Here is a 21,118-nt window from a genome sequence, read left to right on the forward strand (position 1 = left end):
CAATCCAATCCCTCTCCTATAGGCTGATGCTATCATACTCTCCTGCTGTACTCCGCTTATAGATTCCACGGATCTCCACCTGTTCCGAAGTCACAATCTCCTTAACCAGGCGCAAGGATCCCTGAGGAAACTGAATCGATAATGCGCAGCCCGCTGTAATCTCTTTCGGGGTCGGATATAAATCGATTTCTACCTGGGCATATTCCAGCAGCATCTCAGCACGCAGTGCCTGTTGGGTAGAGTCAAAGGCCATAACCAGCCATTCTTCTTCCAACTCTTCCTCTCTCCCTCTAATACTCCATTATTATGAATTATGACTTAAGTACGAGTATATAATCCCCTTAATTTCCATATACTATCTACTACAATAAGCGAACAGGTTCATATCTATGTAACCTATTTTAATACTCGTGAAAGGAAGATTCCATGTCTCAGATCCAACCGTCGCTGCCAAGCCAGGAGATCCCTTACTTGAAGATTGCTCACACCGAGCCTGGCATTAAATCTGTCATCATTCATCGCCTTTTGCTGCACTTTGCTAAAGTGTGCCCAGGACAGGAGATCGTCATCGTCTGCATCGGTACAGACCGGTCTACCGGAGATTGCCTCGGACCTTTAGTAGGTACCTCACTATCGAAATGGAATAGCAAGCACTTTCACGTCTATGGCACCTTGGAGGAGCCTGTACATGCGATGAATTTAAAAGATACGCTACAACATATCAACGAAAAATTCAACCTTCCCTTTATTATCGGGATCGATGCTTGCCTTGGCCAGACCTCTAGTGTCGGCTCTATTCAAGTGGTACAGGGCCCCTTGCGTCCAGGAGCAGGCGTAAATAAAGAATTACCGCCGGTCGGCGATATCCATGTTACAGGTATCGTCAACGTCGGCGGCTTTATGGAGTATTTCGTATTGCAGAACACAAGACTCAGCCTTGTGATGCGTTTATCTGAAATCATTGCCAACAGCGTCTACGCGGCTATCAAAGAATGGAATCGCTCGTTCATTCCCCTAGGCCAGCGAGAGCAATAGCTTCCAGTTCCTCCGGGGAGAGCGCATGCGGCGACTCTCCCTTGGTCAGAGGCTTGGCATATACATAGGACCCGTCTCGATTGTAGAGTCCTGTAATGACCACACCATCTTTATCATCATTCACAATCGCAATGGAGAAGCTCAAGTCATTTCCCCGTTCGCCAAAAGCGTTATAACGCTTGATGCCAATCTTGGACTTCTGTTTAGGCAGCCATCCCTGGATAGCTGCTATTTCTGCATCCTGCTTCGTCTGTAACTCTTCTATGCGATCCTGCCCCAGCTTCAGATCAATAAGCAAGCTCTCCAGATCTTCCACGCCGGTACCGCCCATCATTAAGTCATACTTTTTTCGCATTTTTCTCAATTTACTGCCTTGAATGAAGTTCCAAATCAACAGCCACAAGAATACTACTGCCAAACCAACAACAATCCATACCATTTGATCTAAAAATAGCTCATTCCATTCCCGCATGCTACTTTCTCCTCTATGCCTAAATATCACTCAGTAATCCTCTTTATAGCTAACACTAAAGCGTCAACTTCATCAACCACAGTATTGTAACTAACACTGGCTCGGACTGCACCGCCTGCCATAGTTCCGGCCGTCATATGCCCTAATGGAGTACAATGATAGCCTGCCCTCACGGCAATTCCGTAATTCTTATCCAGTAGAAAAGCCACCTCGGAAGCATCCCGATCCTCTAACACAAAAGAAACTAGGCCGGTGCGTGGTTTCCCAATCTCCGGTCCCAGTAAGGTTACCCCTGCTATCCCAGATAGCTTCTGCATCAAATGCTGCGTAAGCTCCCACTCATACTGATAGATCTTCTCCGGGCCCTGCTCAAGAATATACCTAACTCCTTCTCGCAAACCGGCTATGCCGACTGTATTCGCCGTTCCCGCTTCATAACGATCCGGACGTACTGCCGACTGCTCAAGCTCCTCCGACTGACTGCCCGTACCCCCATGTAGCAGAGGAACCAGGTCAATCTTGGGGCTTATATAGAGGCCTCCTGTTCCCTGAGGGCCAAGTAAACCTTTATGTCCGGGAAAAGCAAGCATATCCACGCCCAGTTTCTCGACATCGATAGGCCAATTTCCAGCGGTCTGAGCCGCATCCAGTAAGAGCACTGCCCCATGATCATGGGCAAGCTGGCTGATCTCCTGCACAGGAGCAATGCTTCCGAGCAGGTTCGAGCTATGGGAGCATACCACTAAAGATGTATTAGATCGGAAATTCTGTTGCATCTTCTCCAGATCTATTTTCCCTGATGGACTAACCGGCACATAATCCACTTTGATTCCTTGCGTCCTGCGCAAATATTCTAGTGGTCTCCTGACGGAATTATGCTCGACCATCGTCGCCATCACATGATCTCCGGGCTTTAACCATCCCTTAATCGCCAGATTAAGCGCCTCGGTCGTGTTCGAAGTAAATATAACGTCATTTGGATTGGAAATATGAAACAATTCTGCCAATAGAACTCGGGTGCTAAATAACTGCTTTGCAGCCGTTAATGCCATACCATGGCTTCCACGTCCCGAGCTGCCGATGGGTCTGTCTATCATTTCCAGCATTACCTTACCTACTCCAGGAGCCTTCGGCCATGATGTCGCGGCATGATCCAAATATATAGTGGGTTTGTCCTCCATCATTCTCCTAGTTCGACCCCTATCAGCAAGGTAATATTTTCAAGTAGAACGCCACTTTCATTTTATTGACTTAGCAAATCTAGCAATCTTTGTAGATCCTGCTTACTGTAGTAATTGATCTCAATTTTCCCTTTATCTTTGCTTTCTTTTATTTTAACCGTCGTTTTATAGCGCTCCCGCAAGCCTTCCTCTACCTCTTCGATATATGGATCACGCTTTTTAGCAGCACTTTTCTTGATTTCCATCTTTTTCTTATCCAATTGTTGGACCGCGTTTTCTAAATCACGGACGCTCCACTCATGATCGATACATTGCTTAGCTAATTGTTTGATCATTGCGGAATCCTTCAATCCAACCAATGCTCTGGCATGGCCCATTGATAATGTTCCACGTGAAACATATTCTTTGACTTCATCAGGAAGGGATAGTAATCTCAGGAAATTCGCAATATGAGAGCGTGATTTCCCAACTTTGAGAGATAATTCCTCTTGCGTCAATTGAAATTGATCCATCAATCCTTGATATGCAACAGCTACCTCCATCGCATTCAGATTTTCACGCTGAAGGTTCTCAATTAAAGCAATTTCCATAACCTGTTGATCAGAGAAGGATTTAACAACCGCAGGAATCGTGGTATTCCCACAATATTGTGAAGCACGGAAACGCCGTTCTCCGGCAATAATTTCATAGCCCTTCAGAACACTACGAACAATAATAGGTTGAATAATGCCATGCTGACGAATGGATTCTGCCAATTCCTTAATCGATTCCTCATCAAAGGCTTTACGAGGCTGATATGGATTAGCACGAAGCTGATTCAAAGGGATCTCAATCACTTTCTCATCTTCTTCAATAGAAAGCGACGGAATCAAAGCATCCAGTCCTTTACCCAAACGCTTACTCATTAGAAACCACTTCCTTTGCCAACTCTAAGTATACTTCCGCCCCTTTGGATCTCGGATCATACGTTATTATCGATTGACCATGCGATGGAGCTTCGCTCAAACGTACATTCCGAGGAATAACTGTCTTGTACACTTTTTGCTGGAAATACTTCTTCACTTCTTCAATAACCTGAATTCCCAGGTTAGTACGGGCATCGAACATCGTTAATAGAACACCCTCAATTTGCAATGAAGTGTTCAAATGCTTCTGAACAAGACGTACCGTATTCAATAGCTGGCTCAGGCCTTCAAGCGCATAATATTCACACTGAATCGGAATCAATACCGAATCCGCAGCCGTCAGGGAATTCAGTGTTAAAATGCCGAGGGATGGCGGGCAATCGATCAGAATATAATCATAGAAGCGCTTAACCTGCTCCAAAGATTTCTTAAGACGAACTTCGCGGGAAACCGTCGATACCAGCTCTATTTCAGCCCCTGCTAACTGAATCGTCGCTGGAATAATATCCAGTCCCTCAATTTCAGTAGGTGAGATAGCATCCTTAGGGTTCACTTCATTAATAAGCACATCATAAATGCAGTTTTCCACATCGGCCTTATTAATGCCAACACCGCTAGTCGTATTCCCCTGGGGATCGATATCTATGAGCAGTACCTTCTTACCAATTGTTGCTAGACCCGCCCCCAAATTCACAGAAGTCGTCGTCTTCCCGACGCCGCCTTTTTGGTTAGCTATGGCAATGATTTTAGACAATCCATTTCACCTCAATATATAAGAAGAATCTTCTTGTAGATTTTCTATGATTGTAAGCACTTAGCTGCAGCTACAAAAAGACCAAAAAACCTTGGTTGTTTTCGCTAAGCTACAGAATTTAAATAATATTTTCATATTTTCAGAAAATGATCGAAAAAGAAGCTGACCCTCAACCCTGTCCGGTTATGGTCAGCGAACATAAGAACTTATCTCTTCGGAATCTGAATGACGATTTCATAATGATCTTCATGATCCTTCTCTTCCGTCTTGATCTGCAATCCTGAACCGGACACCATATCAATCGATTGACGTATCGTATTCAAGGCCAGCCTTACATCCTTGGTGAACGAGATCCGTTTAGATTTCTTCTTGTTCTTATTCACTTCTTTGTAAAAAGCTATTCTTGCTTCGGTTTGCTTCACATTTAATTCTTTATCGATAATTTCCTTTAATACCTTAAGCTGTAGCTCCTCTGTATCCAGAGATAGCAAAGCTCTGGCATGGCGTTCCGTGATCTTACGCTCCATCAAAGCGGCTTTGGCAGGTTCAGGAAGATTTAACAACCTGATCTTATTAGCGATCGTAGATTGGCTCTTGCCTAACCGTTGCGCTAGGCTTTCTTGTGTCAAATGATGTAAATCAATTAAGTTCTGATAGGCTAACGCCTCTTCCAGAGCGGTCAGACCTTCCCGCTGCAGATTCTCGATCAAGGCAATCGATGCCGCCTGAGAATCATTGAAATCCCGTAAAATAGCAGGAATACTCTCCATTCCCAACTTTTTCACAGCACGCCAGCGTCGCTCACCAGCTATAATCTCGTACTTATTATTGCGATAACGGACAACGATCGGTTGAATAACACCATGCGTCTTAATCGTTTGGCATAGCTCATCAATCTTCTCATCATCAAATATGGTCCGGGGCTGATAAGGACTTCCAACGATGTCTCCCACCGGAATTTGCTTCACTTCATCACTACTGCTTCGTTCGGCTAAGCCAAACAATTTGGAGAATTGTTCTTTCATTCTGTAGATTACCACCTAATTTCATAGTGACATAAGGCCAAACCTTACTAATAGAACTATAAAAACTCAAAATAAACACGATGAAGTATAAGGGTAGCTCTCAGCTATCAACAGAATTGTTATGCTGATCCCTATGTAAATATTAACTCTGTAACGTTATATCTATTCTACCACTTTTTTCACTATAATCCTATTCTCTTATGAAATGTATTTTTAAAAGATTTATCCCCCTTAACGATGTTTCACGTGGAACATTTTGTTAAGAGGGATACAAATTTTTCTAAATGATTGGTGACTTTAACGGAGTACCTGCCTTGCGCGGATATTTCTTAGGAGTCGAAGCAATCTTATTAATCAGAATAATATGACGTTCAGAATTTTCCATCGGTAGTGAAAAATGCTGCGTTGCAGACAACTTACCCTTAAGCTCAGTCATGCTCCGCGCTGCCTCCTTCACCTCTTCCTCTGGATGAACTCCCTTCATAGCAGCAAAAATACCGCCCGTGCTAACAAATGGAAGGCAGAACTCGTTTAACACTGCCAAACGTGCAACAGCTCTGGCCGAGACCAAATCAAAGGAATCTCGAAGCTGATCTTTACGGGCCAAATCCTCAGCTCGACCATGTAGTAACTGTACATCCTGAAGACCAAGCTGATCTACAACATTTTGCAGAAATTGAATCCGTTTATTTAATGAATCGATAATGGTAAGCTTCAGATGGGGAAAACAAATTTTAAGTGGGATTCCAGGAAAACCAGCGCCAGATCCAATATCTGCCATTGTCGATATCTGATTAAAGTCCACATAGAACGACAATGTAATCGAATCATAGAAATGCTTGATATATACCTGCTCCCGCTCCGTAATCCCCGTCAAATTCATTTTCTCATTCCAGGTTACCAATTCTTGATAATACCTTTCAAATTGCTCCAGCTGCTCCGCAGAGAGCTGAAGCTGACGTTCACTTAATAAATTCTGAAAATTCTCCTGTACCTTATCCAATCGAAGGTCCTCCTGCAGCCGTAACACGATTATAATGCTCCAAGTATACCAATAAAATGGAAATATCCGCCGGTGTCACACCCGAAATTCTCGATGCCTGACCGATGGAAATCGGGCGAATCTTGGCTAGCTTCTGTCGTGCCTCAATAGCCAAGCCCTGGATCACCTCATAATTGATATTGTCCGGGAGCTTCTTCCGTTCCATCTTCTGCAGCCGTTCCACATGCAGCAGCTGCTTCTCAATGTAACCGGCGTATTTGATTTGAATTTCAACCTGCTCCTTCATCTCGTCATCCAACCCTGCCTCAGATGGAGAGAAGGAATCGATATGAGCATAGCCCACTTCTGGACGACGCAAAATGGTCAGCAGATTGCTGCCATCTTGAATAGGGGCAGAACCAATCGAGGTGAGAAGCTCATTGATCTCCGAAGGACGCACCTTCGTTTCCTTGAGCCTGATAATCTCATTCTCTACCTTCTGCTTCTTATCCAGAAATACTTGATATCGTTCTTCACTAATCAGACCGATCTCATGTCCAATCGGTGTAAGGCGAAGATCCGCATTGTCATGGCGTAGCAACAGCCGATACTCCGCACGGGAGGTAAGCAAACGATAAGGCTCGTTCGTGCCTTTTGTAACCAGATCATCGATCAAGACGCCGATATAGCCTTGGGAACGATCGAGAATGACCGGCTCCTTACCCTGGATCTTGCGGACTGCATTGATCCCGGCCATAATTCCTTGTGCCGCTGCCTCCTCATAACCAGAGGTACCGTTAATTTGCCCCGCAGTGAACAGACCAGCTATACGCTTCGTTTCCAGCGTAGGCCAGAGCTGGGTCGGCACGATCGCATCATATTCAATCGCATAACCATTGCGCATAATCTCGGCATTTTGCAGCCCTGGAACAGAACGGACGATTTGGACCTGAACATCCTCCGGCATACTGGTCGATAAGCCTTGGACATAATACTCCGATGTACTCTTCCCTTCCGGCTCCAGGAAGACCTGATGCTTCGGCTTATCGCTGAAGCGCACGATCTTATCCTCAATCGATGGGCAATAACGCGGTCCGGTTCCTTCTATGACGCCAGAGAACATCGGCGCGCGTTGCAGATTGGCATTGATAATGTCATGAGTTTCCGCAGAGGTGTAAGTCAACCAGCAAGGGAGCTGCTCATTATCCGAGCTCTTCGTCTCGTAAGAGAAGAATTTCGGATTTTCATCTCCAGGTTGTATCTCCATCTGCGAGAAATCAACCGTATTCTTATTCACCCGCGGCGGAGTTCCTGTCTTGAAACGCACTAACTCGAAGCCAAGCTTCTTCAAATTATGGGACAATTGCACGGATGGCTGCTGATTGTTCGGCCCGCTCTCATACATCAGTTCACCCATAATAATTTTGCCGCGTAAATAAGTGCCTGTTGTGAGCACAACCGCCTTGGCCCGATACTCCGTCCCCGCCATCGTGATGACACCCACGCATTTATCGTCCTCAACGATCAGATCCTCAACCATACCTTGACGAAGCGTCAAATTCGGCTGACTCTCAAGCGTCTCCTTCATCGTATGCTGGTACGAGAATTTATCGGCCTGAGCACGCAGAGCATGTACCGCAGGCCCTTTACCTGTATTTAGCATCCGCATTTGGATGAAGGTCTTGTCGATATTCCGGCCCATTTCGCCACCAAGCGCATCGATTTCCCGGACAACATGGCCCTTAGCCGGACCGCCGATCGAAGGATTGCATGGCATAAATGCAACCATATCCAAATTAATTGTAATCATCAGCGTCTTGCTGCCCATACGAGCCGCCGCCAGAGCAGATTCACAGCCTGCATGTCCAGCACCAACGACAATGACGTCAAAATCACCGCCATAATAACCCATCTAACAACCCCCCTGCATATTTGTCATCATACCATGATCTGAAGATTATAATACACGCGGCATACGCACCGTTATTTTCCAAGACAGAATTGTGAGAAAATCTGATCGATCAGCGCATCCGGTGCGGAGTCGCCGACTACTTCACCAAGCTGCTCCCAAGCAAGCCGCACGTCAATCTGCATTATATCGATCGGAATTCCTGCATCTGCTGCTTCATAAGCATCCTGCAGCGATTGCTTCGCTCGCTTCAGCAGCGCGATATGTCTCACATTGCTCACATAAGTGAGATCGCCTGACTCCAGCTCCCCGCCGAAGAATAGCTGAGATATAGCTCCCTCTAAATGATCCAACCCTTCCTCCGTCTTCGCCGACAGCTCAACAATCGCTTCCTCAGGGAAGTAACGGTTGACCTCGCTACGATCCAATTGCTGCGGCAGATCGATCTTATTCAAGATCACGATCACCGGCCGACCGGATAACTGCTTCAGCAACAGGATTTCATCCTCATGCAGCTCCTCCGCATTATTCAACACCAGCAGAATCAAATCTGCTTCGTCGACCGCGGCCTTCGAACGTTCTACACCGATCTTCTCCACCACATCAATCGTCTCACGAATCCCGGCCGTATCCAGTAATTTTAGCGGAATATTGTTAATCGTCACGAACTCCTCGATCACATCGCGCGTCGTCCCTGGAATATCCGTAACAATCGCCTTATTCTCCCGGGCCAGCGCATTAAGCAGCGAAGACTTCCCTACATTCGGTCTGCCCACGATCGCCGTCGTGATCCCTTCCCGGAGAATCTTGCCCTGACTGGCCGTCTTCAGCAGCGAATCAATCCCCTGCATCACCAGCGAGCATTTCTGCTTAATGAACTCCGTCGTCATCGACTCCACATCATGCTCCGGGTAATCGATATTAACCTCGATATGCGCCAGCGTCTCCACCAGCGTATGCCTAAGCTCCCCGATCTTGCGCGATAGCGCACCTTCCACCTGCTTCAGAGCTACTGAGAACGCCCGATCCGACTTCGAGCGGATCAGATCGATCACCGCCTCCGCCTGCGACAGATCGATCCGCCCGTTCAGGAACGCCCGCTTCGTGAACTCCCCCGGCTCCGCCAAGCGAATATCACGCTGCTCCAGCAGCAAATCCATCACCCGCTTCACGGAGATAATCCCCCCGTGCGTGCTGATCTCCACCACATCCTCGGTCGTAAACGACCGTGGCGCTCTGAACAGCGACACCAGCACCTCTTCCAGCTTCTCGCCCTTCTCCGGATCTATAATAAATCCATAATGGACCGTATGACTATCCGCTTCCGTCAACTTCGTCTTCGAGCGAAATACCTTCTCGACACTTGCTATCGCCTCCGGCCCGCTCACCCGAATCACAGCGATCCCGCTCTCTCCTACCGCTGTAGAAATCGCCGCAATCGTATCACTCAACATCTGTTCTCTCACCCCTACCTCATCAAATATCTATCCTAAACAGCGAATACTGTTATCTTCAATTATATGATCCTCATCCCACCCAAACCCTCCCTTACCGTAAGGAAGGGCCCCAAGGGCTGCGCCCTCTGGACACCCGCAACTGGACTAACGTGGGAGAGGGAGAGGCGCACCAAGAAGACTATGGATCGTGGAACGCTTTTCCCCCTTAGGGTACGTCTTACTAATGGAGCACCCGGGTCACCTGCACAGGTTGAAAAAAGACGCAACACAACATCCCCTAAGGAAACGTCGCTTGCGTCTCATCCATCATTTACTGTGCTTCAGTGCTATAACGACCCGCCGGTTCGGCTCTTCGCCTTTGCTGAACGTCTTAACCTCCGGATGATCCTGAAGTTTGGAATGAATCACTTTACGCTCCTGTGGCGGCATCGGTTCAAGAGCTACTTCCTTACGAGTGCGAACGACTCGATTGGCCAGTCTAACGGCCAGATCCTCCAGCGTCTTCTTGCGTCTCTCCCGGAAATTCTCCGCATCAAGCGTGATACGAATATAACTATCAGAATAACGATTCGCGATAATATTCGCCAGATATTGAAGCGCGTCTAGCGTCTGCCCCCGGCGCCCGATAATCATACCCAGATCGCTGCCTGATATATTGAGTACGGTAGCATCCTTCTTCTCTACGATCTCCACATCTACTTGAAGACCCATATTCTCGCCAACGTCTCTGATGAATGACGCCGCCTCTTGATAAGGATCATGATCGGTATGAGAGCTGAGATCCTTCCGGGATACCAGACTGCGATCCTCCGAATGATCTCCCTTTGGCGGAACTGATGGAGCTTGAGGCAATAGAGTAAGCTCTACCTTGGCCTCCTTCACTCCGATCAATCCCAGGAATCCTTTTGATGGCTGTTCTAACACATTAACGGCGACTTGATCCTCGGTGGTGCCAAGCACAGCCAATCCCTGTCTTACAGCTTCTTCAACGGTTTTCCCTGACGTCACAATTTTATTCATTTCGACTTTTTGGCCTCCTTGGCACCTCTGCCGGGATGACCGGCTTTGAGATTCGAACCGCCCCGTTTCTTTCCTGATGACGTATTGCTACTGGTTGCTGCGACAGCAGGTACAGGTTCTTTCTTTCTATAAATGAAATAATTTTGACCTATCGTATACAAGTTAGAGAAAATCCAGTACAGCGGCAGTGCAGATGGGAATTTGAAAGCCATAATGAAAATCAGCACTGGATAAACCCACATCATGAACACCATCGGGTTAGGGCCGCTCGTATTCGTATTCATATTCGACATCATCTTCGTCTGGATGAATGTCGTAAGCGCCGCTACTAACGGCAAAATATAAGTCTTGTCCGGTTCTCCGAGCTGCAACCACAAGAATGAATGGTCACGGATCGCCGAATTATAATAAATCGAGTTATAGAGCGCGATAAATACCGGCATCTGAATCAGCAGTGGGAAACATCCCGCCATCGGATTAACTTTATGCTCCTGGAACAGCTTCATCGTCTCCTGCTGCTGCTTCTCAGGATTATCCTTGTAATCCTCTTTGATCTTCGCTAGCTGCGGCTGAATCGCCTGCATCGCTTTTGAACTCTTAACCTGCTTCAATGTAAGCGGAAGAATTAACGTACGAACAATAATCACCATAATCAACACGGCGATTCCATATGCCCCATTGAACCACTTCGCAAACGTATCCAAAGCTAAAGAGAAATAGTAGACGACATTAGAAGTCCAGAATGAACTACTATTCTTCATATCTTCAGTAGTGGTTGCCAAATGGGCGTTTTGCGTTCCACAACCAGCCAGTAATACTACGAGACCGATTGCAAGAACTAGGAGGACCAGTTTCCTCTTGTTATTGGCAATTCGCGACACTTCAAAACCCCTCTCTTAACCTATCCGTCATCGTAAATCATAACATATTTATAGGGACAAAGAAACAATCATGCTTGGCGTCCGGAAGGCTTGAGCAATGAGGCTTTACGGAGAACGTGAAGTACGCTTTTCTCCAACTCCTTATACTCCATTCCGACTGCGCTGTTACGTACAATGAGAATGATATCGACATGATCCTGAATTTCACTTTCATGCGAGCGGACGATCTCCTTCAGCAATCTACGCATGCGATTTCGGACCACTGCATTACCGATCTTCTTACTTGCCGATATACCTAGCCGGAAACGCTCAATATCCGGTTTTCTTGACCAATAAACAACGAGTTGACGGTTAGCAAAAGACTTTCCATGCCGGTACACCCGGCTAAAATCCGCCCGATTCCTTAATCTTAACTTTTTTTGCACGAGCAATCTCCTCAACTCTAGACCTGCTAACTGCTATTGTAATTATAAACCATCCATTTATGCAGTAAACCTGATTTTTTGCAAAATCGAGTTCCTTCATATTATAGTCAACCAAATTGTCACATAAAAAGGGTATTTTAATTCTTAACCATTTGGCGTACAAAAAAAGACCACCGCAGTGGTCTTCACGCACTATTTTACGCACTCAATACTTTTCTTCCTTTTTGGCGACGAGCAGCAAGAACCTTACGGCCATTCTTTGTGCTCATTCTTTTACGGAAACCGTGAACCTTTTTACGTTTGCTCACATTTGGTTTGAAAGTCGGTCTCATCTATTGCACCTCCCTTTACAGGAATCACTCACTGTTATATTCACCATTTTCATAATCCACAGAAAATGCCTTTTTACATTTAAACACAAGCACCATAAAAAGTCAACTGAGCCCGGCATATCTGCACCCAGCCAAATTTATACACAGCCCAGGCTTCTCCCCCTTTTATATCGGTTTTCCACAGGCTGAACTATAATATCTCCCGGAATAAAGGTTATACACATGTGGAAAAGTATTTTTATCTGCTTTTTTAATTATTTACAGTCCCTGGGGTTCGGAGTATGATCTGTAGTGTATAGTTGTATACAAGTATACTGAGAGGATGTATTTTATGAAACTAGGAATGATAGGTCTAGGAAAAATGGGCCATAATCTGGTCATGAACTTGCTGCGCCACAATCACGAAGTTGCAGCCTATGATATGAATTCTGACGCAGTAAGTAAAGTGGCCGAGCACGGTGCTATCCCTGCATCCAGTCTGGAGCAGCTGGTCGCAGCCCTGGAAACGCCGCGAATTATTTGGATTATGGTTCCGGCCGGTGCCGCCCTTCATTCGGTCATTACAAGCCTAACCCCTCTTCTGAGTGAAGGCGACATCGTCATTGACGGAGGCAACTCTCATTATAAGAATTCCGTTCAACTGGCCGATGAGCTGGCGAAATCCGGCATCCATTTCTTCGATATTGGAACCTCCGGCGGCATTGAGGGCGCTGAACAAGGCGGCTGTTTCATGATCGGCGGAGACGAGGCGGTATTCCGCAGCATCGAACCGATATTCAAGGATATTGCCGTAGAGAACGGCTATATGTATACAGGCAAGCCTGGCAGCGGTCATTTCCTGAAGATGGTTCACAACGGAATTGAATATGGTATGATGCAAGCAATAGCCGAAGGTTTCGAAGTTCTGGACAAGAGTCAATATGAATACAGTTATGAAGATGTAGCCCGAGTATGGTCGAACGGATCAGTTATCCGCAGTTGGCTGATGGAGCTTATGCAGGATGCCTTCGCCAAGGATCCGAAGCTGGAGAGCATCCGCGGAGTGATGCAATCCTCGGGAGAAGGGAGATGGACTGTGGAGACAGCGCTGGAGCTGCAAGCAAGCGCACCGGTCATCGCTATGTCCCTGTTCATGCGCTATCGTTCCCTTGAGGATGACACCTTCCATGGCAAAGTCGTTGCCGCACTGCGCAATGGATTTGGTGGCCATGCTGTCGAATCAAGCAAATAAGGAGTTAGAATCATGAAGTTTCCCTCAAGTTGGTTAAAGGGCAGTTCACTCGGCGAATCGATCGCCAGTGAGCTGCGCCTGCAAATTATTAGCGGATTTATTAAACCGGATACGGTTCTATCAGAGAATCGCATCGCTGCAGATTTTGGAGCCAGTCGCTCTCCTGTGCGCGAAGCCTTGAAAACGCTGTCTAATGAAGGGCTTATTACTTTGCAGAGAATGGGCGCGGTGGTGAATGGACTTCAAGTACAGGATATCGAAGAGCTGTATGATGTTCGCTACCTCATCGAGAGCTTCGCTTGGAAGCGCCTCGCTAGCGAAGATTCAGCCCCATTGATCCTGCAATTGCGGCAGATTATCGACAAAATGGAGCTGGCGGGCAAGCACCGTGATGTGGTCGAGTTCGCTTACCAGGATCTCTCTTTTCATGAAATGATCATTACCGCTGCGCATCATACCCGGATTTGGCATCTGTGGCTGAGTATCCGTCAAATTGTGATGACCGTCATGCTGATTACGACCGAGCAGGTCTTATCCCAGGATGATTACAAGGTCAATTATGTGGTCAATAAGCATCGCAAGCTGTTAGCAGGCCTCGAATCCAAAGATCCATACATCATCGCCAGTAATGTCGAGGAATACTTCGAGGATTCCATCCAGACCTTACATACAAGCATCCCGGATTCCCATTAGAGCAATCGTATTGACTTACTAACGTAACGCCTGGATTTATGGAGCAACCTCTTATACCTCTTTTATAGAAAGAAGGGTAGTTATGAATACGTCATATATGATCGGTGTTGATATCGGAACAACTAGCACGAAGGCGGTACTCTATGAGGAAAACGGTACAGTGATGGCAAGCTCAAACATAGGGTACCCACTCTACACCCCCTCTGCCGATATTGCTGAACAGGACCCGGAGGAGATCTTCGCAGCCGTCCTGCAGGCCGTGAAGCAAGTGAACGAGCAGGGTAAAATGAAGCCAGGTCAGATCATGTTCGTATCCTTCAGTACGGCAATGCATAGTGTAATTCCGGTAGACCGAGCTGGAACACCATTGATGCGCTGCCTGACATGGGCCGATAACCGCAGTGTTGGATGGTCAGACAGACTGAAGAAGGAAATGGGCGGGCATGAAATCTATCTGCGCACAGGGACCCCGATCCATCCGATGTCGCCGCTCACGAAGATCCTGTGGCTGCGCCACGAAAAACCTGATATTTTCAATAAAACTAGCAAATTTATATCTATTAAGGAATACGTCTTCTTCAAGCTGTTTGGAAAATATATCGTCGATTATTCCATCGCTTCCGCTACGGGTCTAATGAACCTGAAGCAGCTGAATTGGGATGCAGAAGCTCTGCATATCGCCGGAATTACAGCTGAGCAGTTATCACCCCTCGTATCGCCGACGCATGTTCTGCATGGGATTGCCCCTGAATTTGCCGAGAAAATGGGGCTGCCCTCCTCTACCCCGTTCGTCATCGGCGCCAGCGATGGAGTCCTCTCCAATCTGGGTGTCGGGGCGATTGATCCCGGGGTTGTCGCTGTAACCATCGGCACTAGCGGAGCGATCCGCACGGTCATAGATGAACCGAGAACCGACCCGAAGGGCCGGATATTCTGTTACGCTCTCACAGAGCACCATTGGGTGATCGGCGGAGCTGTGAATAATGGCGGTGGCATCTTCCGCTGGGTCCGTGACGAGATAGCTGCCTCTGAGGTAGAAACCGCTAAACGGCTCGGAATCAGCTCTTATGATGTGCTGACCAGGATCGCCGAGCGGGTTCCGCCTGGCTCTGACGGCCTTCTCTTCCACCCTTATCTCTCGGGAGAGCGGGCTCCGCTGTGGAATCCGAATGCCCGCGGTTCCTTCTTCGGCCTCACCCTGCATCATCAGAAGGAGCATATGATTCGCGCAGTTCTGGAGGGCGTGATCTTCAACCTCTATACCGTGCTGCTAGCGATGGAGGAACAGATTGGCCAGCCTCTGAAGATTCAGGCAACGGGCGGCTTTGCCCGTTCTCCGCTATGGCGACAAATGATGGCCGATATCTTCGATCAGACCGTCATCATCCCGGAGAGCTTCGAGAGCTCCTGTCTGGGAGCTGCCGTGCTAGGCCTCTATGCTTTGGGCAAAATTGACTCCTTCAGCCAGGTTGCTGACATGATCGGTCAAACCCATGAGCATAAACCCCTTCGCGAGCATGCCGCCATCTACAAGGAACTGCTTCCGATCTACATCCGGATCTCCCGCAAGCTGGAGGAGGATTATCAAGCCATTGCCGAATTTCAGCGTAATTTCCACGCTAACTGAACTGATTCTTAATTATATAAGATGGGCCCTGACGAATCGTCAGGGCCTGTTTTTGTATATCTATACAACATATACACGAAATTTGGGGCAAATAAGGGCAACTTCCCATTAGTCATCGATCAACGTATTATACACACCTCTCAACTAACATTTTTCGATCCCTCGGTATAAGCTGTGCATATTTTTTTTCGTAAATTAACACCTTCTGTCGATTTTTAAACAGATTATAAACAATATATAGTGTTGTTGACGGAATTTATACACAAGTTATTGAATTTGTGGATAAATCCGCGCATTCCATTGAAATATAAGGCTTCTTTTGCTATGATTATATTGCTTTCACTGTGAATATCTAAAAAACACTATAAAATTATCAACAGGCTGTGGATAATATTGTGAACAATTCAAAGTTATCCACTTTTATAATGATTACATTTTACTTAGCTATGGGGATAAATCTCCCCTTTATTTATGTTTTTTCGACTTTTTTTGCATGGCTCATGCCACAATTGGATGATTTAAAAGGAGTGACAGTCTGTGGATAGCCATACCTCTGAAATATGGCAGAACATTTTATCCATCATCAATACCAAGCTCAGCAAGCCCAGCTTCGACACTTGGTTCAAAGCAACCAAGGTCGTATCCATCGATGATCATTCCATCGTAATCTCAGCTCCCACCACCTTTGCCGTGGAGTGGCTTGAGAGTCGGTATACGAAATTAGTTGCTACCACGGTCTATGAATATCTTGGTAAGCAGGTGGAAGTAACCTTCGTTATTGAGGAATCAGCCCCACCCGAGCAACCCCCAACCAATAAGGAACCGCAGGCCCCCGTCCAAACCGAGGAGAGCATATCTCATATGCTTAATCCCAAGTACACCTTCGATACTTTCGTTATTGGGTCCGGGAACCGATTTGCACACGCCGCTTCCCTTGCCGTTGCTGAAGCACCGGCGAGAGCTTACAATCCACTGTTCTTATATGGTGGTGTGGGCCTTGGCAAGACGCATCTAATGCACGCCATCGGGCACTATATTCTGGAGCATAGCCCCAGCAGCAAGGTCGTATACATTTCCTCTGAGAAATTTACGAATGAATTCATTAACGCGATCCGGGATAACCGGGCGGAGAACTTCCGCAACAAGTATCGAAATATCGATATATTGCTGATTGATGATATTCAATTTATCGCCGGGAAAGAGTCTACACAGGAGGAGTTCTTCCACACCTTCAATGCACTTCATGAAGAGCGGAAGCAGATTATCATCTCCAGTGACCGACCGCCTAAGGAGATTCCGACCTTAGAGGAGAGGCTGAGATCCCGGTTTGAATGGGGACTTATTACCGATATTCAGCCTCCAGATCTGGAGACGCGGATCGCTATTTTGCGTAAGAAGGCCAAGGCCGAGAATCTCGATATTCCGAATGAAGCGATGGTATATATCGCCAATCAGATCGATACGAATATCCGGGAGCTGGAAGGAGCGCTAATCCGCGTCGTAGCTTACTCTTCCTTGATTAATCAGGATATTACGACTCATCTGGCTGCGGAAGCCTTAAAGGACATTATTCCTTCCAGTCGTCCGAAGATGATTACGATTCAGGATATTCAGCAGAAAGTCGGGGAATATTTCAACCTCAAGATGGAAGACTTCAAGGCACGCAAGCGGACGAAGGCCATCGCCTTCCCGCGCCAGATTGCGATGTACCTATCCAGGGAATTGACCGATTTCTCACTGCCGAAGATTGGCGAAGCCTTCGGAGGCCGCGATCATACAACCGTCATTCATGCTCATGAGAAGATATCGAAGCAGATTAAGAATGATCAGGAGCTCAACAAAGTTATCAACAACATCACAGAAAAAATAAAAAATTCATCCTGAATAAGCTATAAGCCTATGCACATGATATGCACATGTGGATAGGCTTCATTTCATATGATTTGACTTGTTATCCACATATTCAGGGTACCTACTACTACTATTACTATAAATTAATATATTTCATCTTAATAATAGCGGCACTTGCCGCAACTCAAATCGGCAGGTCTGCCCCTTCCCACGGAACAAGCTAATTGTTTTACTTTTATGCTTATATGAGATGATATAGAACCGTTAAATCTTTAAAATGAGAACAAGATACTTTCCTTAGGAGTTGAATTTATGAGAATCCGCGTTTTAAAACATGAATTGAATGAATCGATCCAACATGTCAACAAAGCCATTTCCAGCCGTACAACGATTCCGATTCTGACCGGGATCAAGATTGAAGTGAATTATCAAGGAATGACGCTGACTGCCAGCGATACAGACATATCGATTCAAGCCTTTATTCCCGTTGAGGATAGTGAGAAGCAAATCGTGCAGGTAGAGCGTCCGGGGAGTGTCGTACTACCAGCCAAATTCTTCGTAGAGATTATCAAGAAGCTGCCTTCCTCAGAAATTGAGATGGAGGTTCAAGAGGGATTCCAGACAAGAATTACTTCCGGCTCAACCGATATCCAAATGGTGGGGATGGACCCTGAGGAATATCCAGTACTTCCTAGCATTGAGGAGAATGAAGTGATCTCGATCCCCGGCGAATTGCTTAAGAATATGATCAAACAGACGACTTTCTCGATTTCTACGCATGAGACTTCGCCGATTTTGACAGGTATTTTATGGGACATTCAAGGAAATGAATTTAAGCTGGTTGCCACTGACCGCCACCGGCTGGCTAGTCGCACCGCCCAAATTGATAATGCGGATGATGTGCGCGTCAGCAATGTCGTTATTTCCGGTAAGACACTCAATGAGCTGAGCAAGATCGTGCCTGACCAGAATACGATTGTGGATATCGTAGTCGCCGATAATCAGGTATTATTTAAAATTGACCGTGTACTGTTCTACACACGAATTCTGGACGGGACTTATCCGGATACCTCCCGCATTATCCCGACCAATTATAAGTCGGAGCTGATCATCGATACGAAGCAGCTGAGCGAATCCATCGATCGCGCTTATTTGCTGTCGCGTGAGGAGAAATCCAATATTGTCCGCCTGCAAACTTTCGATAATGGTACAATAGAGATTTCCTCCAGTTCTACTGAACTCGGGAAGGTTGTTGAGCAATTGGAAGTCGCTCAGTATACCGGAGATCCGCTACGGATTTCTTTTAACTCTAAATATATGCTTGATGTGCTTAAGGTGGTTGAGAGCGAGCAGCTGCATATTGGCTTTACCGGGGCGATGAGCCCGATGATCGTCAAGCCTATGGATGATAGCCAGAGCCTCTATCTGATCCTGCCGTACCGCACCACCAATTAACTTTATAGGGAGTTCAAAAAGATCGCTTTTGATCACGAAGTGAATCAGGATGAATCAGGAAGTGGATTCGACATCGAACCTTGAATTCAGCTGGGCCTTCCGATGCTCACGTACACACTACGTACGCTGCGCTTCTCAGTCCCAGCTTCATCCAACCTTCTCGGTGCTGAAAACCGATCTTTTTGAACCTAATGAGTAGAGAGGGAGTTCAAAAAGAGGATGAAGAAGATTAGCATCTCGGATGAGTATATTAAGCTGGATCAATTTCTGAAGCTGGCTGACTGTGTGAATACAGGCGGTATGGCCAAGGCCCTCCTGCAAGATGGGGCGGTTAGCGTGAATGAGGAGCCTGAAGAGCGTCGCGGCCGCAAGCTGTACCCTGGGGATATTGTCGAAGTGCGGGATTGCGGTATTTTTCAAGTGGCCAGCAAGTAGCTCCCTGAACCTGATCAGACGGGTGGAAATGAGGGCATGAATTATCGTGTTTGTAAATAAATTAAGCTTGCAGCATTATCGAAACTACGACTCACTCCATCTCGATTCCTTCGGGGATGTCAATCTCATCCTCGGCCGCAATGCCCAGGGCAAGACTAACTTGCTTGAGGCCTTGCTTGTCCTTGCCCTGACCAAATCCCATCGTACGAGCAAAGATCGCGAGCTGATCTCCTTCGGACAGGACCATGCCATTGCCTCTGCTGAGGTAGAGAAGAAGTATGGTACAGTCCAGTTGGAGCTGCGCTTCTCCAGCCAAGGCAAGAAGGCCAAGCTTAACGGACTGGAGCAGCGCAAGCTAAGCGAATTCGTCGGCGCGCTCAATGCCGTTATGTTCGCCCCGGAGGATCTGGAGATTGTGAAGGGAACCCCTGGCGTAAGGCGCCGCTTCCTGGACATGGAGATCGGGCAGGTACAGCCTAGCTACTTATACCATCTGCAGCAATACCAGAAAGTGCTGGTCCAACGGAACAATCTGCTCAAGCAGGCTTGGGGGAAGGAAGCGGAGCTTTCGGTCATGCTGGAGATTTGGAATGAGCAATTAGCGGAGCATGGTGTTAAAATTATCAAGAAGAGGAAACAATTTATAAAGAAACTGCAAAAATGGGCGGAACAGATTCATGACGGCATTACCGGGGGGAGCGAGAAGCTGAAACTATCCTACCTCCCTTCGTTCGGAGAGCCTGAGACGGAAGATGAAGCTGTCTTATTGCAGCAATTTATGATAAAGTTATCACAAATGAAAGATCAAGAAATCCGCCGCGGTATGACCCTTTCGGGTCCTCATCGCGATGATATAACCTTTTATATTAATGGCAATGAAGCACAAACCTATGGTTCACAGGGACAGCAGCGGACCACGGCATTATCACTTAAATTGGCGGAGATTGAGCTTATTAACGAGGAGATCGGCGAATATCCGATCCTGCTTCTGGATGATGTATTGTCCGAGCTTGATCCTTTTCGTCAAACCCAATTGATTGAGACGTTTCAGAGCAAAGTGCAGACGTTCATCACGGCTACGGGAATTGAGAGTATTAACGAGAGCCGGCTTCAGAACGCCAGCATTTTTCATGTTCAAGAGGGACAAGTCCAGAGATAAGGTGGGAAGATAAGGCGATGTACATTCATTTAGGGGGAGAAAGGATCATTCTCTCATCGGAATTGGTAGCGATCTTTGATATATCGATTGAGAAGTCGTCGAAGATTTCCAAACAGTTCGTAAGTCATGCGATCGAGGGGAAGAATGTGGTACGAATTGGAGAGGAAGAAGCCAAATCGATCGTTGTCACCAAGAATATCGTGTACTACTCGCCGATCTCCTCCTCCACATTGAAGAAGAAGACCAACCTCAATTATTTGGTGTGATCTTGAATTGAATCTATAGAAGT

General features: G+C 46.7%; 22 protein-coding genes. 9 read left to right on the plus strand and 13 right to left on the minus strand.

The features are described from left to right. Nucleotides 1-16: 16 nt before the first annotated feature. Nucleotides 17-253, minus strand: a complete 237-nt coding sequence (locus BFJ94_RS19130; protein WP_120465315.1) for a putative Se/S carrier protein — start codon at nt 251-253, stop codon at nt 17-19. Nucleotides 254-426: 173 nt separating this feature from the next. On the opposite strand from BFJ94_RS19130, the gene yyaC reads away from it, so the two are divergent. Then, nucleotides 427-1,035: a spore protease YyaC gene (gene yyaC / locus BFJ94_RS19135; protein ID WP_120464087.1), complete on the plus strand. Its 609-nt coding sequence runs from the start codon at nt 427-429 to the stop codon at nt 1,033-1,035. Here yyaC and BFJ94_RS19140 read toward each other — a convergent pair. The 12 genes from BFJ94_RS19140 to rpmH all read right to left on the minus strand — a co-directional run bounded on the left by BFJ94_RS19140 (nt 1,007) and on the right by rpmH (nt 12,378). Continuing rightward, entirely contained in the window at nt 1,007-1,507 is a 501-nt protein-coding gene (locus BFJ94_RS19140) for a DUF4446 family protein (RefSeq protein WP_120464088.1), read from the minus strand. The two genes, yyaC and BFJ94_RS19140, sit on opposite strands and share 29 nt — an antisense overlap. 26 nt (nt 1,508-1,533) lie before the next feature. Next, on the minus strand, nt 1,534-2,688 hold the full coding sequence (locus BFJ94_RS19145) for an aminotransferase class V-fold PLP-dependent enzyme (protein WP_120464089.1): 1,155 nt from the start codon (nt 2,686-2,688) through the stop codon (nt 1,534-1,536). A 62-nt stretch (nt 2,689-2,750) separates the two neighbouring features. Next, entirely contained in the window at nt 2,751-3,593 is an 843-nt protein-coding gene (locus BFJ94_RS19150; RefSeq protein WP_120464090.1) for a ParB/RepB/Spo0J family partition protein, read from the minus strand. Further along, nucleotides 3,586-4,347, minus strand: coding sequence for a ParA family protein (locus tag BFJ94_RS19155; protein ID WP_120464091.1), 762 nt, complete (start codon nt 4,345-4,347; stop codon nt 3,586-3,588). The genes BFJ94_RS19150 and BFJ94_RS19155 overlap by 8 nt, the downstream gene beginning before the upstream one ends. A gap of 206 nt (nt 4,348-4,553) precedes the next feature. Beyond that, nucleotides 4,554-5,372, minus strand: coding sequence for a nucleoid occlusion protein (noc, locus tag BFJ94_RS19160; protein ID WP_120464092.1), 819 nt, complete (start codon nt 5,370-5,372; stop codon nt 4,554-4,556). 280 nt (nt 5,373-5,652) lie between these two features. Continuing rightward, nucleotides 5,653-6,375 (minus strand): 16S rRNA (guanine(527)-N(7))-methyltransferase RsmG, encoded by a 723-nt coding sequence (gene rsmG, locus BFJ94_RS19165; RefSeq protein WP_120464093.1) that lies wholly within the window; start codon nt 6,373-6,375, stop codon nt 5,653-5,655. After that, the gene (gene mnmG / locus BFJ94_RS19170) at nt 6,368-8,266 is read right to left on the minus strand and encodes a tRNA uridine-5-carboxymethylaminomethyl(34) synthesis enzyme MnmG (protein ID WP_120464094.1); all 1,899 of its coding nucleotides are present in this window, start codon (nt 8,264-8,266) and stop codon (nt 6,368-6,370) included. The genes rsmG and mnmG overlap by 8 nt, the downstream gene beginning before the upstream one ends. Nucleotides 8,267-8,337: 71 nt before the next feature. After that, the gene (gene mnmE, locus BFJ94_RS19175; RefSeq protein WP_120464095.1) at nt 8,338-9,717 is read right to left on the minus strand and encodes a tRNA uridine-5-carboxymethylaminomethyl(34) synthesis GTPase MnmE; all 1,380 of its coding nucleotides are present in this window, start codon (nt 9,715-9,717) and stop codon (nt 8,338-8,340) included. 309 nt (nt 9,718-10,026) lie between these two features. Next, nucleotides 10,027-10,740 carry an RNA-binding cell elongation regulator Jag/EloR gene (gene jag, locus BFJ94_RS19180; protein ID WP_120464096.1) on the minus strand — a complete coding sequence of 238 codons (714 nt, stop codon included), beginning with the start codon at nt 10,738-10,740 and terminating at the stop codon, nt 10,027-10,029. Continuing rightward, nucleotides 10,737-11,621, minus strand: a complete 885-nt coding sequence (locus tag BFJ94_RS19185; RefSeq protein WP_120464097.1) for a YidC/Oxa1 family membrane protein insertase — start codon at nt 11,619-11,621, stop codon at nt 10,737-10,739. The genes jag and BFJ94_RS19185 overlap by 4 nt, the downstream gene beginning before the upstream one ends. Before the next feature lie 68 nt (nt 11,622-11,689). After that, nucleotides 11,690-12,046: a ribonuclease P protein component gene (gene rnpA / locus BFJ94_RS19190; protein WP_120464098.1), complete on the minus strand. Its 357-nt coding sequence runs from the start codon at nt 12,044-12,046 to the stop codon at nt 11,690-11,692. Between the two features lie 197 nt (nt 12,047-12,243). Further along, nucleotides 12,244-12,378, minus strand: coding sequence for a 50S ribosomal protein L34 (rpmH, locus tag BFJ94_RS19195; RefSeq protein WP_068778604.1), 135 nt, complete (start codon nt 12,376-12,378; stop codon nt 12,244-12,246). Between the two features lie 331 nt (nt 12,379-12,709). Between rpmH and gnd the strand changes: the two genes are divergently transcribed. From gnd to remB, 8 genes are all read left to right on the plus strand, one after another. Beyond that, a complete protein-coding gene (gene gnd, locus BFJ94_RS19200; protein ID WP_120464099.1) occupies nt 12,710-13,609 on the plus strand; it encodes a phosphogluconate dehydrogenase (NAD(+)-dependent, decarboxylating) in 900 nt (299 codons plus the stop codon). 12 nt (nt 13,610-13,621) lie between these two features. Beyond that, a complete protein-coding gene (locus BFJ94_RS19205) occupies nt 13,622-14,302 on the plus strand; it encodes a GntR family transcriptional regulator (protein ID WP_120464100.1) in 681 nt (226 codons plus the stop codon). A gap of 82 nt (nt 14,303-14,384) precedes the next feature. Continuing rightward, nucleotides 14,385-15,929 (plus strand): gluconokinase, encoded by a 1,545-nt coding sequence (gntK, locus tag BFJ94_RS19210; protein ID WP_120464101.1) that lies wholly within the window; start codon nt 14,385-14,387, stop codon nt 15,927-15,929. 537 nt (nt 15,930-16,466) lie between these two features. Continuing rightward, nucleotides 16,467-17,813, plus strand: coding sequence for a chromosomal replication initiator protein DnaA (dnaA, locus tag BFJ94_RS19215; protein ID WP_120464102.1), 1,347 nt, complete (start codon nt 16,467-16,469; stop codon nt 17,811-17,813). A gap of 279 nt (nt 17,814-18,092) precedes the next feature. Further along, complete coding sequence (dnaN, locus tag BFJ94_RS19220; protein WP_120464103.1) at nt 18,093-19,235, plus strand: DNA polymerase III subunit beta; 1,143 nt, start codon at nt 18,093-18,095, stop codon at nt 19,233-19,235. Nucleotides 19,236-19,454: 219 nt separating this feature from the next. Next, complete coding sequence (gene yaaA, locus BFJ94_RS19225) at nt 19,455-19,670, plus strand: S4 domain-containing protein YaaA (RefSeq protein ID WP_120464104.1); 216 nt, start codon at nt 19,455-19,457, stop codon at nt 19,668-19,670. Between the two features lie 46 nt (nt 19,671-19,716). After that, entirely contained in the window at nt 19,717-20,829 is a 1,113-nt protein-coding gene (gene recF / locus BFJ94_RS19230) for a DNA replication/repair protein RecF (protein ID WP_120464105.1), read from the plus strand. A 17-nt stretch (nt 20,830-20,846) separates the two neighbouring features. Beyond that, a complete protein-coding gene (remB, locus tag BFJ94_RS19235; RefSeq protein ID WP_120464106.1) occupies nt 20,847-21,095 on the plus strand; it encodes an extracellular matrix regulator RemB in 249 nt (82 codons plus the stop codon). Nucleotides 21,096-21,118: the final 23 nt, after the last annotated feature.

It is taken from the genome of Paenibacillus aceti, from assembly GCF_003614185.1.
Lineage (GTDB): Bacteria > Bacillota > Bacilli > Paenibacillales > Paenibacillaceae > Fontibacillus > Fontibacillus aceti.

Coding starts and splice junctions, on each gene's coding strand:
- BFJ94_RS19130 (WP_120465315.1), bottom strand. CDS start 253: ATGGCCTTTGACTCTACCCAACAGGCACTGCGTGCTGAGATGCTGCTG.
- yyaC (WP_120464087.1), top strand. CDS start 427: ATGTCTCAGATCCAACCGTCGCTGCCAAGCCAGGAGATCCCTTACTTG.
- BFJ94_RS19140 (WP_120464088.1), bottom strand. CDS start 1,507: ATGCGGGAATGGAATGAGCTATTTTTAGATCAAATGGTATGGATTGTT.
- BFJ94_RS19145 (WP_120464089.1), bottom strand. CDS start 2,688: ATGGAGGACAAACCCACTATATATTTGGATCATGCCGCGACATCATGG.
- BFJ94_RS19150 (WP_120464090.1), bottom strand. CDS start 3,593: ATGAGTAAGCGTTTGGGTAAAGGACTGGATGCTTTGATTCCGTCGCTT.
- noc (WP_120464092.1), bottom strand. CDS start 5,372: ATGAAAGAACAATTCTCCAAATTGTTTGGCTTAGCCGAACGAAGCAGT.
- mnmG (WP_120464094.1), bottom strand. CDS start 8,266: ATGGGTTATTATGGCGGTGATTTTGACGTCATTGTCGTTGGTGCTGGA.
- mnmE (WP_120464095.1), bottom strand. CDS start 9,717: ATGTTGAGTGATACGATTGCGGCGATTTCTACAGCGGTAGGAGAGAGC.
- jag (WP_120464096.1), bottom strand. CDS start 10,740: ATGAATAAAATTGTGACGTCAGGGAAAACCGTTGAAGAAGCTGTAAGA.
- rpmH (WP_068778604.1), bottom strand. CDS start 12,378: ATGAGACCGACTTTCAAACCAAATGTGAGCAAACGTAAAAAGGTTCAC.
- gnd (WP_120464099.1), top strand. CDS start 12,710: ATGAAACTAGGAATGATAGGTCTAGGAAAAATGGGCCATAATCTGGTC.
- BFJ94_RS19205 (WP_120464100.1), top strand. CDS start 13,622: ATGAAGTTTCCCTCAAGTTGGTTAAAGGGCAGTTCACTCGGCGAATCG.
- gntK (WP_120464101.1), top strand. CDS start 14,385: ATGAATACGTCATATATGATCGGTGTTGATATCGGAACAACTAGCACG.
- dnaN (WP_120464103.1), top strand. CDS start 18,093: ATGAGAATCCGCGTTTTAAAACATGAATTGAATGAATCGATCCAACAT.
- yaaA (WP_120464104.1), top strand. CDS start 19,455: ATGAAGAAGATTAGCATCTCGGATGAGTATATTAAGCTGGATCAATTT.
- remB (WP_120464106.1), top strand. CDS start 20,847: ATGTACATTCATTTAGGGGGAGAAAGGATCATTCTCTCATCGGAATTG.